This window comes from Streptomyces sp. NPDC001617, from assembly GCF_053596855.1.
Map to the genome: position 1 here is coordinate 115,963 of NZ_JBSFHA010000010.1, position 14,570 is coordinate 130,532.

The 14,570-nt window shown below is 70.1% G+C and carries 9 protein-coding genes and 1 pseudogene; 4 read left to right on the forward strand and 6 right to left on the reverse strand.

The window, feature by feature from the left end; genetic code table 11:
- Positions 1–143 precede the first annotated feature (143 nt).
- On the reverse strand, positions 144–944 hold the full coding sequence (locus ACWC09_RS10860; RefSeq protein WP_450850215.1) for a crotonase/enoyl-CoA hydratase family protein: 801 nt from the start codon (positions 942–944) through the stop codon (positions 144–146).
- Positions 941–3,406, reverse strand: a complete 2,466-nt coding sequence (locus ACWC09_RS10865; protein ID WP_450850216.1) for a CaiB/BaiF CoA transferase family protein — start codon at positions 3,404–3,406, stop codon at positions 941–943. Before ACWC09_RS10865 ends, ACWC09_RS10860 begins: the two co-directional genes overlap by 4 nt.
- A 322-nt stretch (positions 3,407–3,728) precedes the next feature.
- Here ACWC09_RS10865 and ACWC09_RS10870 point away from each other — a divergent pair, with 322 nt between their 5' ends.
- Together ACWC09_RS10870 and ACWC09_RS10875 are read left to right on the forward strand one after the other, a co-directional pair.
- Positions 3,729–4,649, forward strand: a complete 921-nt coding sequence (locus tag ACWC09_RS10870; protein WP_450850217.1) for a LysR family transcriptional regulator — start codon at positions 3,729–3,731, stop codon at positions 4,647–4,649.
- A 171-nt stretch (positions 4,650–4,820) separates the two neighbouring features.
- Positions 4,821–4,967 carry a hypothetical protein gene (locus ACWC09_RS10875; RefSeq protein ID WP_450850265.1) on the forward strand — a complete coding sequence of 49 codons (147 nt, stop codon included), beginning with the start codon at positions 4,821–4,823 and terminating at the stop codon, positions 4,965–4,967.
- On the opposite strand, the pseudogene ACWC09_RS10880 reads toward ACWC09_RS10875, so the two are convergent.
- A pseudogene (locus ACWC09_RS10880) lies at positions 4,925–5,488 on the reverse strand (transposase); the annotation flags it as partial. The gene ACWC09_RS10875 and the pseudogene ACWC09_RS10880 sit on opposite strands and share 43 nt — an antisense overlap.
- A 313-nt stretch (positions 5,489–5,801) precedes the next feature.
- Here ACWC09_RS10880 and ACWC09_RS10885 point away from each other — a divergent pair.
- Entirely contained in the window at positions 5,802–6,482 is a 681-nt protein-coding gene (locus ACWC09_RS10885; protein WP_450850218.1) for a DUF4232 domain-containing protein, read from the forward strand.
- A gap of 140 nt (positions 6,483–6,622) precedes the next feature.
- On the opposite strand, the gene ACWC09_RS10890 is transcribed toward ACWC09_RS10885, so the two are convergent.
- Complete coding sequence (locus tag ACWC09_RS10890) at positions 6,623–6,895, reverse strand: hypothetical protein (protein ID WP_450850219.1); 273 nt, start codon at positions 6,893–6,895, stop codon at positions 6,623–6,625.
- 722 nt (positions 6,896–7,617) lie between these two features.
- On the opposite strand from ACWC09_RS10890, the gene ACWC09_RS10895 reads away from it, so the two are divergent.
- Positions 7,618–8,364 carry a nucleotide-binding protein gene (locus ACWC09_RS10895; protein ID WP_450850220.1) on the forward strand — a complete coding sequence of 249 codons (747 nt, stop codon included), beginning with the start codon at positions 7,618–7,620 and terminating at the stop codon, positions 8,362–8,364.
- 1,091 nt (positions 8,365–9,455) lie between these two features.
- Here the strand turns inward: ACWC09_RS10895 and ACWC09_RS10900 are convergent.
- Both ACWC09_RS10900 and ACWC09_RS10905 read right to left on the reverse strand, forming a co-directional pair.
- A complete protein-coding gene (locus ACWC09_RS10900; RefSeq protein WP_450850221.1) occupies positions 9,456–13,562 on the reverse strand; it encodes a carboxypeptidase regulatory-like domain-containing protein in 4,107 nt (1,368 codons plus the stop codon).
- 559 nt (positions 13,563–14,121) lie between these two features.
- Complete coding sequence (locus ACWC09_RS10905; RefSeq protein WP_450850266.1) at positions 14,122–14,538, reverse strand: hypothetical protein; 417 nt, start codon at positions 14,536–14,538, stop codon at positions 14,122–14,124.
- Between the last annotated feature and the right edge of the window lie 32 nt (positions 14,539–14,570).

Consider the following 14,570-nt stretch of genomic DNA (forward strand, 5'->3'; position numbering starts at 1 on the left):
GGGGTCTCCTTCACTGGTGGTCGGGGTCGTGGTCGTGGTCGTGGTGCGGGACGCGACCGGGGTCCGGGGCGGCGTTCCGGTCGCCGTCATCGCGGCGCGCCGCTGTGGACCCGCCGGGGGCATGCCGCGCCGGGCGCCGCGCATCAGCGGGCCCGCCAGACCGGGGCGCGCTTCTCGGCGAAGGCGCGCGGGCCTTCTTTGGCGTCCTCCGACGCCATCAGCACCTTGATCTCGGCCTCGTTGAGCCGCCACGCGGCCTCCTCGGAGGCGACCTGGCCGTCGACGATCCCGAGCGCGATGCGCTTGCTGGCCTGTACCGACAGCGGCGCGTTGACGGTGATGCGTTCGGCGAGGGCCAGCGCCTCGTCGAGCACCTTGTCCTGCGGGACGACACGGTTGACCAGCCCGAGCCCCTGCGCGGTGGCGGCGTCCACCGAGTCGCCGGTGAGCAGCAGCTCCATGGCGATCTTGGTGGGGAGCTGCGCGGCGAGCCGGAAGGCGCCGCCGGCGCCGGCGATGATGCCGCGCTTGACTTCGGGGAGGCCGAAGTGCGCGATGTCGGCGGCCACCACCAGATCACTGGAGAGTGCGATCTCGGTGCCGCCGCCGAGCGCGAAGCCGTTCACGGCGGCGATGGTGGGCTTGCTGATGTGGTGGGAGACGTAACCCGCGAAGCCCCAGTGCTCCTTGCCCTCCGGGAAGAACGCCTCGCCGCGCGCCACGGCCTTGAGGTCGGCTCCGGCGCAGAACGCCTTGTCCCCGGCGCCGGTCACCACCACGACCCACACGTCCGGGTCCTGCTCGGCCTCCTCCAGCGCTTCGCCGACCCGGAGGGTGACCTCCAGGTTCACCGAGTTACGGGCCTCGGGGCGGTTGAGCGTCACGATCATGACGTGGTCCTGGCGCTTCACCAGTACGGGGGGTGCGACGGTGTCGTTGCTCACGCGGACTCTCCCTCTTCCAGCACACCGGCGGCTGCCAGCGCGTCGATTTCGTGTTCGGCGAGGCCCAGCCACTCCCGGCACACCTCCCTGGTGTGTTCGCCCTGGTGGGGAGCGGGGCGCAGGGGCGGGTCGGCGATCCGCCGGGACAGCGCGGGCCGCGCCTCCGTGGGCAGGTCCTCGTCGATGCCCGGCTGCCGCAGTACGCCGAAGAAGCCGCGGGCCGTCAGCTGCGGGTCACTCGTCAGCTCGGGCACCCGCCGCATCGCGCCGGCCGGAACGCCGGCCTGCTGGAGCAGTTCCATGACCTTGCGCGGCTCGTGCCCGGCGGTCCACCGTGACAGCGCCTCGTCGATCTCCTGGCGGTGTGCGAGGCGGCCCTCGGCGGTGCTCAGCCGGGGGTCCCCGGAAAGGTCGGCCCGGCCGATCACGGCGGTGAGGCCCTGCCAGTCGTCGTCGTCCCTGACCTCGACGGCGCACCATTCGTCGTCGCCCGCGCAGGCGTAGAGGCCCTGAGGGGCGTCCCAGACACCCAGGTTGCCTCGGGCTGTGAGTGATCCGGGATTCAGCCCTTCGCCGAGCAGGAGGTCCGACATGGCGGTGAGGATGACCTCCGCCTGCGAGATGCTGACGGTGCCGCCGCGCCCGGTGCGGCGTACGGCGATGAGCTGGGCCAGCACGGCGGCGGCGCCGACCCGGCCGACGAGGTGGTCGGGGTAGATGGTGATGGCGTCGCTGAAGCCGTCCTCCATGCCGGGGTAGCGCCACAGCTCGGTGAGTCCGGTGGAAGCGCGTACCAGCGGTCCGTATCCCATGCGGTCGCTCCACGGGCCCCAGGAGCCGAAGGCGCTGGTGTCGGCCATGACGATCCGCGGGTTGAGCTTCGACAGCTCCTGGTGGCCGAGGCCGAGGGAGTCCATCGTGCCGGGCTTGAAGTTGGACAGGACGATGTCGGCTCCGGCGGCGAGCCGCTTGAACAGCTCGACGCCTTCCGGTGAGCGCAGGTTGATGCCGAGGCCGCGCTTGTTGCGGTGGCCCCAGGCGAAGGAGGCGGTGATGGCCTCCCCGGTGATCGACTGGCGGCCGCCGTCGGGGAACGCCCGGTTCTCCACCTTGACGACGTCGGCGCCGTAGTCGGCGAGGAGCCGCCCCAGCTCGGCCCCGGCCACGATGACGCCCAGGTCGAGGACCCGCAGCCCGTCAAGCGGGTGCCGTCGGGCGGCGGCCTCCTGCTCGGGGGCGCGCTCCTGCCGGGGGGTGGCCTGCTGCTCGGGGGCGGGCGGCGTGGTGGCGTACGCCGTACGGGCCGGCTCCGCGAAGACCTCCGCGTTGTGCTCGCCGAGCAGCGGGGCCCGGTGCCGGAAACCCGCCCGAGTGCCGTCGAGTTCGAGGAAGCCGGTCGGTACGCGGGCCTCGAGGCCGGGCGCCACTTCGATGTCGGTCAGCGCGCCCCGATCCAGGTAGTGCCCTGCCTTCAGCGCCTCGCCGGGAGTGAGGACGGAGGCGATCGGTACGCCCAGCCGCTGACCCTCCCGTACGAGCTCATCCCGTGGTCTGTCCCGGAACAGCTCCCCGATGAGCTGGTGGATCCGGCCGGCGGCCTGGAACCGGGTACCCAGCGACTCGTACTTCGGATCCGCGAACTCCGCCGGCTCGCCGAGCCAGGCCCGCATGCCGCGCCACTGCCGGGGGCTGAGGACGCAGATCCGGACATGGCCGTCGGCGCACGGGAAGATCGGATACATGTGCCGCGCGTCGGGGCGGCCCCTGGGGAGTTCGCTGGCCCGGCGGCCGCCGGTGGCCGAGCCGCCGATGCCGAAGCCGGGGTCGAAGACCTGGACCACGGCCTCGTGGAGCGAGAAGTCGATATGGTCGCCGAGCCCGGTGTCCAGCCGGTTGAGGTACGCGAGTACGGCGTACCAGGCCGCCTGGAGGGCCGCGGACTCCGTGGCCAGGGAGCCGGGGGGCAGCAGCGGCGGCTGTCCGGGGAGGCCGGAGCGCGACAGTACGCCGCCGAGCGCCCAGTGGACGCGCTCCGTCGCGGAGTAGTCGCGGTACGGGCCGGTGTGGCCGAAGTCGGTGATGGAGACGGTCACCAGCCGGGGGTTGCGAGCGGCCACCGCGGCGAAGTCCAGTCCCGGTCCGCGCGTGGCGCCGGCGGCGCCCGACTCGATCCAGATGTCGGCGCTGTCCAGCAGCGTCAGCAGTCGTGCACGGTCGGTGTCCACCGTCGGGTCGAGCGTGACGCCGCGTTTGTTCGCGTTGTGCGTCGCGAAGTACAGGCTGATGTCGCCCATCAGTGGGGGCAGGCGCCGGGCGGCGGAGCCCTCGGGTGGCTCGACCAGGATCACGTCGGCTCCGAGGTCCGCGAGGAACCGGCCGGCGGTCTCCCCACGGCTGTCGGTCATGTCGACCACTCGCACCCCGGACAGAGGTCCCGGTCCGGTGTCGGGGTGAGCTGCCATTGGTCACCACGTTCCTTCCGTGCGCTTCGGGCCTGTCCGGGGTCGCCGAGGCGTCCGGGCATGCCGGATGACCTGGGGGGACCCGTCAGGGAATGGGGAAGAGCGGTAGGTGCGCGGGGACGCGGGCCCGGTCGTCCGCCGGTACGGCGGCTCGGGTCGTCCCGCGTTACCGTGCTGTGAACGGCGCCGGCGTCATGGTGACATTCGGACCGCGCCCCTGCCCATGGCCGATTTCCGCACGTGTACATGCTCGTAACCGCAATGTGCTTCCGGTCGTGCACGGCCGTAGCCGTGGCGGGATCCCGGTGATCTACTGGGCAATGTGGACATCCAGCAGCTGCGTTGTTTCGTGGCAGTCGCCGACGAGCTGCACTTCGGACGTGCCGCGGAGCGTCTGCACGTCACCGCGTCACCGTTGAGCCGGCGCATCAGGGAACTGGAACACGAGCTCGGATCGGATCTGTTCGTCCGTGAATACCACCGCGTCCGGCTGACGGCTTTCGGCCTCGACTTCCTTGAGCCGGCCCGCGAGGTCCTGGAGCGGTTCGACGCCCTGAAACACCTTTCCCAGGACCCGGAGGCCTACCGGCGCCGCCGCTGCAGGCTCGGGGTGGCGCCGCTGGCGGCTCCGCTGGTCGTCGACGCGGTCCTGGACGCCTTCCACAAGACGGCACCGGATGTCGAGCTGCCGCTCACGCCCGCTCCCTCCGCGGAACTGCTGGCCGAACTGGCCGGCGACGGCCTCGACCTCGCGGTCGTCCACCTTCCGATCGGCGTACCGGATCTGAACAGTCTGACCGTCGGCCGCGGCCCGTACGCGGTGGCCATGCGAGCCGACGACGAGTTCGCCGGGTGCGATTCACTGGCCCTCTCGGAGTTGCGGCACCGGGAATTCCTGATGGCATCGCCGAAGGTGCACCCGTTCTTCATGGGTGGAATTCGAGCGGCCATGCTCGCCGCCGGCGTCACCCGGATCATCGACCTCCCGCACACCGATGTCATACAGGTGGCCACGCAGGTGTCACGGACCGGAGCCCTCAACCTCACACCGGGCGGCCCCAACCATCCGGCGGCCAGGGTGTTCCGTTCCCCGGACTACCGGCTGGTGCCGCTGAGCGCACCGCGGATCACGGTGTCCATTGGGGTGGTCTGGCGCCCGGGCAGCGAGGACCGGGTGCCCGGCCTGGACGATGTGCTCACCGCCCTGCGCGACGAGTACGGCGCGAACCCGATCTCCCTGTAGGCGCGCTCGCCTCCGTGGTCGCCACGACGTGGGGGCCGCGGCCAGGGTCGGTGGCTGGTGATACCGGGAGAACGGGGCAGACACGATCTCGGATGCGGTAGCCCTCCTGGAGGAAGTCTTTCCGTCAGGCGCCCGACGTCGCCCGCTGGGCTGGAAGGCACTTCAAGACTGGTGGAGTACGACTACTTCGACGCCGCGCATTACCGCGGATCCGGCGAAGTAGCCTCGATCGCCGGTGCGGTGGTGGGGGTTGTCGGGATGGTGGAAGTGGCTGGTCAGCCGGGGTTCGGGAGGGTGTGGAGCCTGGCGATCGCGTGAGTGATGACGTCGGTCCAGGGCCATCGGGCCGTGAAGCGCAGCCAGTGGCGGCGGCCGGTGTTCACGAACTGAGCGGCTGCGGAGAACAGCCGCAGGCGAAGCCGTTTGGGTTCCCTTGCCGGTCAGGGCGAGCATGGGCATCCAGGCGAGGAGGTCGAGTGCGAGCGAGACGATCTCCAGCCGGATCCGGTGCTGGGCCGTGTCGTGCAGGGGCAGATTCCGCAGACCGGTGTCGCGGGCCCCTCGGATGCGGTCCTCGCAGCGTGCCCGTCTGCGGTGACGCAGTTCGAGGTCGGCGAGCTGGCCGCCTTTGGTGTCGGTGGTGAAGCAGGTCAGCTCAGCCGCAGCCCATCGAGGTCGGTGAAGCGCAACTGGGCGCCGGGGTGCGGCCGTTCCTTGCGGACGACCAGCCGCATCCCCTTGGGCCAGGTGCTCAGGTCGGGCATGTCGGTGAAATCGGCGACCCAGGCGCCGGGCCGCTCGGTGCCGTCGGCGTCGTAGGCCGGTGTCCATGCCTTCTGCGCAGCGGTTGTGCCTGCCGGAGCGCGGGTGAAGCTTCCCCAGTTCGGCCTGCAACTCCTCCGCCCGCTTCCGGGCCGCCCGCTCCCGTTCCTCCAGCCGCCCCAGCACCGACGCCATCACACACCTCCAGCACGCCACCTCCACGGGCGCACCGGACCTGACCGGTACCAGCACGAGGACTGATCACGCCCGAGCGGCGTGACACAACAGTGAAGTCGCTGGTACGCGTCCGGTACAACCGGCGCGGCACCTGCAGCGTCATGAGTGTCACACGGCCAATGAGTCGCTGTGCGCAGAAGAAGGGCAACTCCGATGTCATCTCCACTCACGCTCCGGCGAGTATCCTCGGCCACCGTGCTTGCCTGCGTCGTGGTGCTCGCCACCGGCTGCAGCGCAGGCTCGGCCACCTCCTCCGTTGGCACCGCTGCAGTCACGGCTTCTGCAGCGCCGGCCACGACCGCTCCGGCCACGACCGCTCCGACCGCGGCCAACACGGCTCGGGCCAGCAGTGCAAAGACCAGCGCCCAGGCGCAACCGGCCGGAACGACGCACAGACGCATCGCTGCCTGCGCGACCCGTGATCTGAACGCCAGACCAGGTGTCAGCCAAGGTACCGCCGGCAGCGTTTACCAGGTGATCGACTTCACCAACATCTCCCAGACCACCTGCACCCTGTACGGCTACCCCGGGGTGTCGCTCGCCGGCGGCAGCCCTGTCCATCAGATCGGCCCGGCCGCCACACGGAACACCACAGCCCCCCGCGCGCTGGTGACGCTGGCACCGGGGGCAACCAGCAACGCGCTGCTGCGGGTCACAGACGCCGGTAACTACCCCGCCACGCAGTGCCAGCCGACGGGCGCGCAGTACCTGCAGGTCTATCCGCCGGGCCAGACGACCCCGATGTACGTCGCCTACAACGCGACGGCCTGTGCCGGGACGGTCGGCCTCCTGAGTGTCAGCGCGGTCCAGCTGGGCTCGGGAAGCACGTCGTAGTACGCCGCGGTGCCGTGGGCGTGACCCCATGCCCGTTGGGTGCAGATCGACGAACCGCCCGTCGCAAGACGTTCGGCAATCTGCTGGAGCGTATCCAGGAAGAGCGTGACCCGGTTCCGCCGGTGCGGTCGTCTCGTGGACTACGGCGGGGTGCAGGCTCCAAGGCGGGCTCCGCCGTGGATGTGGAGGAAGGCCAGAAGGTCGCAGACGGACTGGGCGAGGACCTGGTCGTGGCCCGCGCCGGCGTAGGTGTGGTACACCGCTGACGGAGAATCCAGGCGACGCAGATCTGCCACGACCGCCTCGGTCCATGCGGGCGGCACATCATGGGCGGCCCCGCCCTGGATGACCAGGGTGGGCAGGGCGACGGCGGAGCGGTCGGGGTCGCCGTAGGCACCCCTCCGCTCGCCCATCCGCGGCTCCTGGTCCGTGCTCAGCGGCAGCATCTGCTCGGTGTCCAGCGTCCTGAGCGCGGGACCGGTGTGCGTCCCGCAGTGGGCGAAGACCCGGGATGCGGTGACGGCCGCCGAGGGACCCAGCAGCGAACGCAGGTCCGCCGAGGGGGCGGTGGGTCGGTGGCGGCCAATCCGACCAGGGAGTAGACGGCGAAGGACAGTTCACTGGGCACGTGGGAGGCCTTGACCCCTGCAAGCGTGGCCTCAAGGTGGCTGGCCGGGGCGATGGCCACCACCCCTCCAAGGTGCTGGGCGCCCGGCGCTCCGCGTGCGTGGCGAACAGCGCGGCCTGCCCTCCTTGTGCGTGCCCGACCGCGAACCCCACATGTGCCAGGCCGGGGGCGAGCCGATCGGCCGCGGTGACGATGTCGGCCACGGCGTTGCCCTCGTCCGCGCCGACCAGATAGGTGTGCGGCCCGGGGGCGCCCAGCCCGGGGTAGTCCGAGGCGGTGACCGCGTACCCGGCGCGAAGGAGCGCGCATACCTCCTGAGCGAAGGCGTCCGAGCCCAGGCTCGCCGACCGGGAGGGCGCGCAGGCGTCTGCCACGCCCGTCGTTCCGTGTGCCCAGGACACCACCGGCCAGCCACCACGGGGAGCGGCACCGGACGGCAGCAGCACGGTGCCGCTGACAGGAACGTCCGTGCCGTGCGCATGGGTGGGGTGATGGAGGGGCCTTGCGATGTCCGTACTGGCCCATACGAATGATTCACCGGCGCCGCAGGGTGAACGACGGCACGGTGTGGCCCGAGTCGACGGCCGGGCGGACGCTCGCGACCATACGTTGACCCGTGTGCCGCTGAGCTACGCCTTTGTGAACCTGAAGCCCGGGGTGGGAAAGACGACCAGCGCAGTCTGGTTGGCCCACGCACTCCACGAGTCGGGTAGGCCACCGCTGCTGGTCGACAGCGACCCCGCCTCCTCCGCGCTGCGCTGGAGCGAATTGGCAGGCGGCTTCCCGTTTCCTGTGGTCGCTCTTCCGGTGGGCGATGTGCACCGGCGCGTGAACGACTTCCTGGGCGAGCGGCAGGCCGTCGTATTCGACGCTCCGCAGATGGAGGACCACGCGCACATCGCCCGCAGCATCATGAGGTATGCAAGCGAATGGATCGTGCCGGTGACTCCAGCTCCCATCGAGCTGGATCGCATGGCGCCCATCGGTGGCGAGATGGGCGACGTACAGTCCTTGCGCGTCCAGCCGGCCCACGCCGCCGTTCTGCTGAACCGAACGAATCGCGCCGAGGCCACGCGTACCGGTCCCGATGCCGACGCCCGCGAAGCTCTCACCGAGCGGGGATTCGACGTGTTGTCCACGCACATTCCGCGGCTCGACTTGTACGCCCAGTCATTCGGGAGTCCGGTGGCGGTCAAAGCCTCGGCGTACATGGACCTCGCAGACGAACTCATCAAGCGACAGGACAAGGCATGAATCAGCGCAAGGACACCTACCGAGCCGCATTGCAGCGCGGACCGGAGGCCGTCGTACCGCGTCCCGTCAAAGTCACTCAGCTGCACACCCGATACGTGCGGGTGACCATCGAGCTCGACACCGGCTTGCCGCGTGACCTCGTGCAGTGGGCAGGGTCAACGGTGTCCGCGGTGATGCGGGCCGGCGCCGCTGCCCTGCGACCCCTGAGGAGCGCCCCGCAAGCCGGGTGACGCAGTCGTGCGTGAACCGGCCTCCGCTCGCCCACTGGCTTGACTGCGTCGGTGATCTCGTTGGATGGCGGCGGCCCGGAAATATGCGCCCGCTGGATGCCGGTTCTCATGGAGAGGCAGTAGGGGCACCCTGCGGATCTTGGAGCTTGAGCCGCCCCTGCGCCAACACGGCCGTATCGCCAGCGGTTGACTCGCCCCTCGGACACCGGCTACGTGTAGTAACGATACGGAATCGAGGGCCTCGACCTTACGGCCGCGGTCCTCGTTGCGTTGTCGTACGTGGAGGGTGTCGCAGAAAAGGGCGCCGCCTCGGCCCGCGACGCGAGCGGATCGGCGGAATGCCAAGCGTCAGTGGCTCAAGTCCCAGGCCGCCGGCGGTTGTTCGCGCCGAGTTGGTCCAGCGTCAGACGGTGGAGCCTGGCCCACACCCGGGCCGCGCTCCACTCGGTGAAACGTCGGTACACCGTCGACCACTACAGCCCGAAGACCTCAGGAGGACCGCCTTGATGTGGTCGTGATGGCCGCGCAGGGGAACCGCCGGGTGGTCGGTGGCGGCGTCCGGCGAGCGCAGGACCTCCTCGTCGGCGGCGAGCAGTGTGTGCCCGGGCGAGCGCCGGCGAGTTGATGGTATGCGCGGCTCCGGTCCACGTCTTCTCGGTGCCGCGCAGGACCCGTACGCCACGGCCGCCCGGGTGCAGCGCCGCGATCAATGGTGATGTCGGCGCCGTCCGGTTCGCCCGGCGGCACGCTGAGGACTGCGCGCCGCATCGCGGAAGCGCGCTCCTTGCGCCGAGCGCCGTACCGAAAGCCGGGGTGGGACGCCCCCGTTCGGGAGCCGCCCACCCCGGCTGTCGGCCATTCCTACTTTCTCTTGAGGGTGAAGTTCTTGGTGAGGGTGGACTTCTTCTTGATCTTCACTGTCGCGACGGTCGGCTGGAAGCCGTCCTTGGCGGCGATGACCTCGAGCGGGTTGTTGCGGACGTCGAGCCACAGGGCGTACCCGCCGTCGGCGTCCGTCGTCAGCGTGTAGCTCGTGGCCCAGGTGTCGATCTGCACGGTGGCCCCGGCGATCGGCGCGGTGCCGCCGGCGGAGGTGACCCCCAGCACGGTGCCGGTGATCTTGCCCCAGGTGTCGGGCGGGGCGACGTGCATGTCCACGGGGAGCCTGGGCACGGAGTACGGAGTGTCGGAGCTGAAGGACAGCTGGGCGGTGAAGTCTCCCGGCTGGGTCACCTCGGCCACGGATGCGTCCAGGGTGATCGTCACCTTCGAGCTCTTGCCGGGCTGAAGAGTGAGCTGCTGCTCGCTCTCGCTCAGCCAGCTGACGTCGGCCGATTCTCCCTGGTCGTAACCCGGCAGCACCTCCACCGTCGTTGCGGGCGTTGCGAGTGCGACGCCGCCACCGACCTTGAAGAAGCCGAGCGCGCCTCCGCCGCGGTAGGTGGCGGTGTCGGCGTTGGGGAGGGCGGTCCAGGTGCCGGCCTTCGGGTCGAAGGCGAAGGTCTGGTTGGTGATGCTGTTCTGGGTGATGCCACCGGCGGTGACGAGCAGGCCGTTGGCGGAGGTGTAGGCGGAGCCCCAGAGAGTAACCGGCAGGTCGGCGACCTGTGACCAGGCGTTGATGGCGGGGTCGTAGACGTAGGAGTGCTTGACCTCGCTGTTGCCGTTGAAACCGCCGGCGCAGTAGAGCTTGCCGCTGATGCCGGCGCAGGAACTCCAGGAGATCGACTCCGGGTAGTCGGCCACTGTGGACCAGGTGTCGGTGGCCGGGTCGTAGGCGGTGACGTCCGTGCTGCCGCAGGATTCTGCCGCGCAGCCGCCGACCACGTAGAGCTTGCCGTCGAGCACGGCGTTGCCGGAGCCGGCGTGGGGCTTGGGCGAGGCGGCACCAGTGGTCCAGGTGTCGCTTCCGGGGTCGTAGATCTCCAGCTTGGAGTCGGGGTCGCCGCCGGGTCCCCAGCCGCCGACGGCGTAGAACTTGCCGTCGATGAAGCCGTGGGCGGGATCCTCCCGGGTGTCCGCCGCGCCGGCCAGCTTGGTCCAGGTGCCGACGACCGGATCGAGGACGTACATGTCCTTGGTGTCGGCGCTGCCGTTGAAGCCGAAGGCGGAATAGACCTTCCCACCGTTGGTGGCGACAGCGTTGTCCATCAGCTTGACCGGCAGGTCGGGGGCTGCCTCCCAGGCGTCACCGGCGGCTCCCGGAGCCACCTTGGCGGTGGTGCCCGCGGCGGACGCGGTGGCCTTGCTCGACAACGGGGAGTACGTGCCCTTGACCAGCTTCAGCGGGGCGCCCTTCGCAGACTCCATGGTGAACCCGCCGGGCTGTTCCCCCAGTTTGACGGTGGCGGGCGCCGTGCCGGTGTTCTTGACCGTCAGGGTCTTGGTGGTCTGCTCGCCCCATCCGACCGACGCGGTGACCGAGGTCTTGTCCAGCGTCAGCTGCCCGGCGCCGAGTGCGAAGTCCGCGCCGACCGCGCTGTCGGCCCGCACCTTCACCGTCTTGTCGAGCCCGGTGTAGTGCGGCTTCGCCGCGGTGAAGCCGTGGCTGCCGAGGGAGGAGAACAGGGCGTAGACGCCGTCGCCCAGGGCGGGGTCGTCGGGGGTGGCGAGGGTGACGGTGCTCTGCTTGCTGTCGTCCTTGCTCGTCACGGTGGCGCCGACCAGCCCCGTGGAGGTGTTGGCATCCGTCACGGTGCCGGTGAGCAGTCCGCCCGGGAGGGGAGTGACGTGGCGATCGCCGATGAAAACGTTGTCAACCTTCCACCACCAGCCGAACGAGGCAGTGAAGTGGAAGCGTAGTTGGACCGCTCCCTTGCCGGCGAAGTCGGTCAGCGGGAGTTCGACCTTCTGTGCGCCGAAGGTGGTGCCGGTGGCGGACCAGAGTTTGGTCCAGGTGGCGCCGCCGTCGGTGGTCGCGTCGACGTCCGCGCTCTGGCCCCCGATGGCCCAGTAGTCATGGGCGAAGGTGATCTCGGGTGCGGAGTCGTCGGTGAAGTCGTATACGGGGCTGAGCAGTTGCGAGTCCTGGTGCGCCCCGCCACCGTAGTGGTCGCTGTCGACGACGGCGAACCCGCCGTCGCCGCCGGTGGTGTTGCCGCGCGAGCCCGGGTCGTCGAAGGTCCAGCCGCCGGTCGTCCCGTCGGCGTTGACCACACTCCAGCCCTTCGGGGCGGAGTCGGTCGAGTCGAACGTCTCGGTGGTGCCTTCGTCATGCTCCGAGTAACCGGCGGGCGGGGCGGCCGCCCACGGGTCGACCGGAACCGCGACGTTCAGACTCTGGTCGGAGTCCGCGACGGTGATCTTCTTGGTGGGCGACGTGTAGCCGGGATCGGCGCTGTCCACGTGCAGGGTGTAGTCGTGGCCCTGAGGCAGCTTCAGGTCGAAGGAGCCGGTGAGGGGGTCGGTCCACACCGGGCCGCCGGGGACACCGTCCGCGGTGATCTTGGCGTAGAGCGGCCAGCCGTGGCCGGAGCCGTCGGTGACCTTGCCGGAGACCGTCCGGCTGGGGACCGGTGTCAGCGCGAAGTTCTTGGTGAGGGCGTCGCCGTCGGCGAGGGACACGCCGGAGGCGGTGCTGGTGGCGTAGCCGTAGGCTTCGACGGTGATGTCGTAGCTGCCGACCGGCAGGACGAGCGAGTAGGTCCCGTCGTCGGCGGTGTGCGCGGTGCCGCCGCCCTGGGTGGTGACGGTGGCTCCGGCGACCGGCTTGCCGGTGCTGCCGTCGGTGACGGTGCCGGAGAGCTTCCCGTGCGGGCCGCTGCGGAACGCGGCCAGACCGTCGGGCGTGCCCAGGCCGGTCGGGCCGTCGTAGCCGGCACCGGCGGTGCACAGGTAGGCGGGGGTGCAGGTGCCGTTGTCGCCGCTGGTCACGTCATGGAGACCGGTCCCGGAGGCGTACGGGTAGGAGTTGGGGTACGTGCCCGCGACGGGGGTCCCGGCGTCCGCGTACACACTGGCGATGATCGGAGAGGAGGCGCTGGTGCCGCCGTACACCTGCCAGCCGCCACCGCCGTAGGTCTGGTAGACCGCGACGCCGGTCGCCGGGTCGGCCACGGCGGAGACGTCGGCCACGGTTCGCTTGTCGCATCCGGTGTCCGTCTGGAAGGCAGGCTTGGGCTCGTAGAGGGAGCAGCCGGATCCCGGGCCGAGGCCGTTGCGGTTCCAGACCGACTCGGCCCAGCCGCGTGCGGTGCCGGAGTCCCGGACCAGTGAGGTGCCGCCGACGGACGTCACATAGGGGGAGACGGCCGGGTAGGCCACCCCGAAGTCGCTGTCGCCCGAGGAGGCGACCACTGCGACACCGGGGTGGTTGTAGTGGGCGTCGTACGTCGTCTCGTCCGGGCTCTCGCCGCTGCCCGGGGTGCTGCTGTAGTTGGTGCCGTAGGAGTTGGAGACGTACTTGGCGCCGAGCGCGACCGCCTGGTCGACGGCCGCCCCGAGGTCCTCGAAGCTTGGCTGGTCCGCCTCGACGAGCAGGATGTGCGCGTTCGGCGCGGCCGCGGAGACCATGTCGAGATCGAGTGAGATCTCGCCGGCCCAGCCGGAGTCGGGCGCGGGGTAGTCGGTACCGCCGCGCTGGTCGACCTTGGTGAAGCAGCCGTTTGCGGCGGTGCAGGCGGGCAGCCCGTACTGCTCGCGGTAGACGGCCAGGTCGGCCTCGGCGCTGGGATCGTCGTAGGCGTCGACGATGGCGATCGTCTGGCCCGCACCGCCGTCGGCGGGAAGGCTGTAGGCGCTCTGCAGGTCGGCGGGTCCGTAGCCGCTGGGGGTGACGGAGGCGGCCAGCAGGCCCTTGACGGTCTTGGTGTCGGTGCGGCGCAGGGCGAAGCAGGCGGCCTCGCCCTTCTTGGGCGTGGAGCAGGAGGGTTCGAGGGCGACCTTCTTCTTGGCAGAGGATGCCGAGGACGCCGAGGATATGGACGGGGCCGCCGCGTGGGCCGGGATCTGCATGCCCAGGACCGTCATGGCGGCGGCACTCAGGACGGTCAGACAGGCGGCGGCTCTTCGGCGTAAAGCTGAACCGGTTCTCGGTGGGACGCGCAAAACGTCACTCCTCAGTTTGCATTGCAAGGGTCGACGGCGAATGCGGGTCATCGCATTCACCACCATCAATTGGCGTACTTCGAGGCCCGATTGGCAATAAACGTCGTGTTACATGTGCATGTCATTGGGTCGATTCCGTGAAAGGGGAATGCGATCCAGGTCGGAAATAAATATCCATGCCAACGGGACCCCGTCGCTCAAATCGAACGCGTGGGGCCTATTTCTGCACAGTAATGATTCTCGGTCGGCTGCGGGCGGCCGGGGATCGGGGTGCACACCCTGCGGCGGCCACGGGAGTTGACGGGCCGGGACATGTGGTCAGAACGGAGATCACCGCGCCGGTGACCTGTGATCATCCTGACCTCGGCAGCTTCGCCTGACAAGATCCGTCGCCTGCGGGCCCGCGCAGTTGCGCACTTGCGTAGCATCGGCGTGAACCTCGTTCCGATCTTCCGAGGAGTCGCTGATGAACGTGTCCTCCTTAGATGTGTTGTGGGCAGGCACCGGCCTGGGCGGCCTCGCCCGGCAGGCACTGGAATACCTGGTCGGCCACCCGGGCGCGGACGAGGACGCGGTCGCGGCAGGGACCGGCGTGTCCGCCCCGGCGGCCCGGACCGCCCTGCGGTCCCTGGAAGACGAACTCCTTGCCGTACGCGTCGGGGAACGGCCCACGCGTTGGAGCGCCAGCCCGCCCCGCTCCTCGCTGGGCGCCCTTCTGGCCCGTAAACGACAGGAGTTGGCCAGGGCGGAGCTGTACGCGGAGCAGCTCCACGAGGTCTATCGCACGGCCCCGGGCCAGCAGATCGCCTCGGACCTCTTCGAGGTCGTCGAGAGCGATGAACAGGTCGGCGCCCGCTATGCACACCTTCTGAGGAGCAGTCGGCAGGAGGTCCTGCATTTCGCGAAGCCGCCGTATGTGACCTCGCGGAT

Excerpts from the sequence above, each read along its gene's own strand:
- ACWC09_RS10865 (WP_450850216.1), bottom strand. The coding sequence starts at position 3,406 with ATGGCAGCTCACCCCGACACCGGACCGGGACCTCTGTCCGGGGTGCGA.
- ACWC09_RS10885 (WP_450850218.1), top strand. The coding sequence starts at position 5,802 with ATGTCATCTCCACTCACGCTCCGGCGAGTATCCTCGGCCACCGTGCTT.
- ACWC09_RS10890 (WP_450850219.1), bottom strand. The coding sequence starts at position 6,895 with ATGGGCGAGCGGAGGGGTGCCTACGGCGACCCCGACCGCTCCGCCGTC.
- ACWC09_RS10895 (WP_450850220.1), top strand. The coding sequence starts at position 7,618 with ATGTCCGTACTGGCCCATACGAATGATTCACCGGCGCCGCAGGGTGAA.
- ACWC09_RS10900 (WP_450850221.1), bottom strand. The coding sequence starts at position 13,562 with ATGACGGTCCTGGGCATGCAGATCCCGGCCCACGCGGCGGCCCCGTCC.
- ACWC09_RS10905 (WP_450850266.1), bottom strand. The coding sequence starts at position 14,538 with ATGCAGGACCTCCTGCCGACTGCTCCTCAGAAGGTGTGCATAGCGGGC.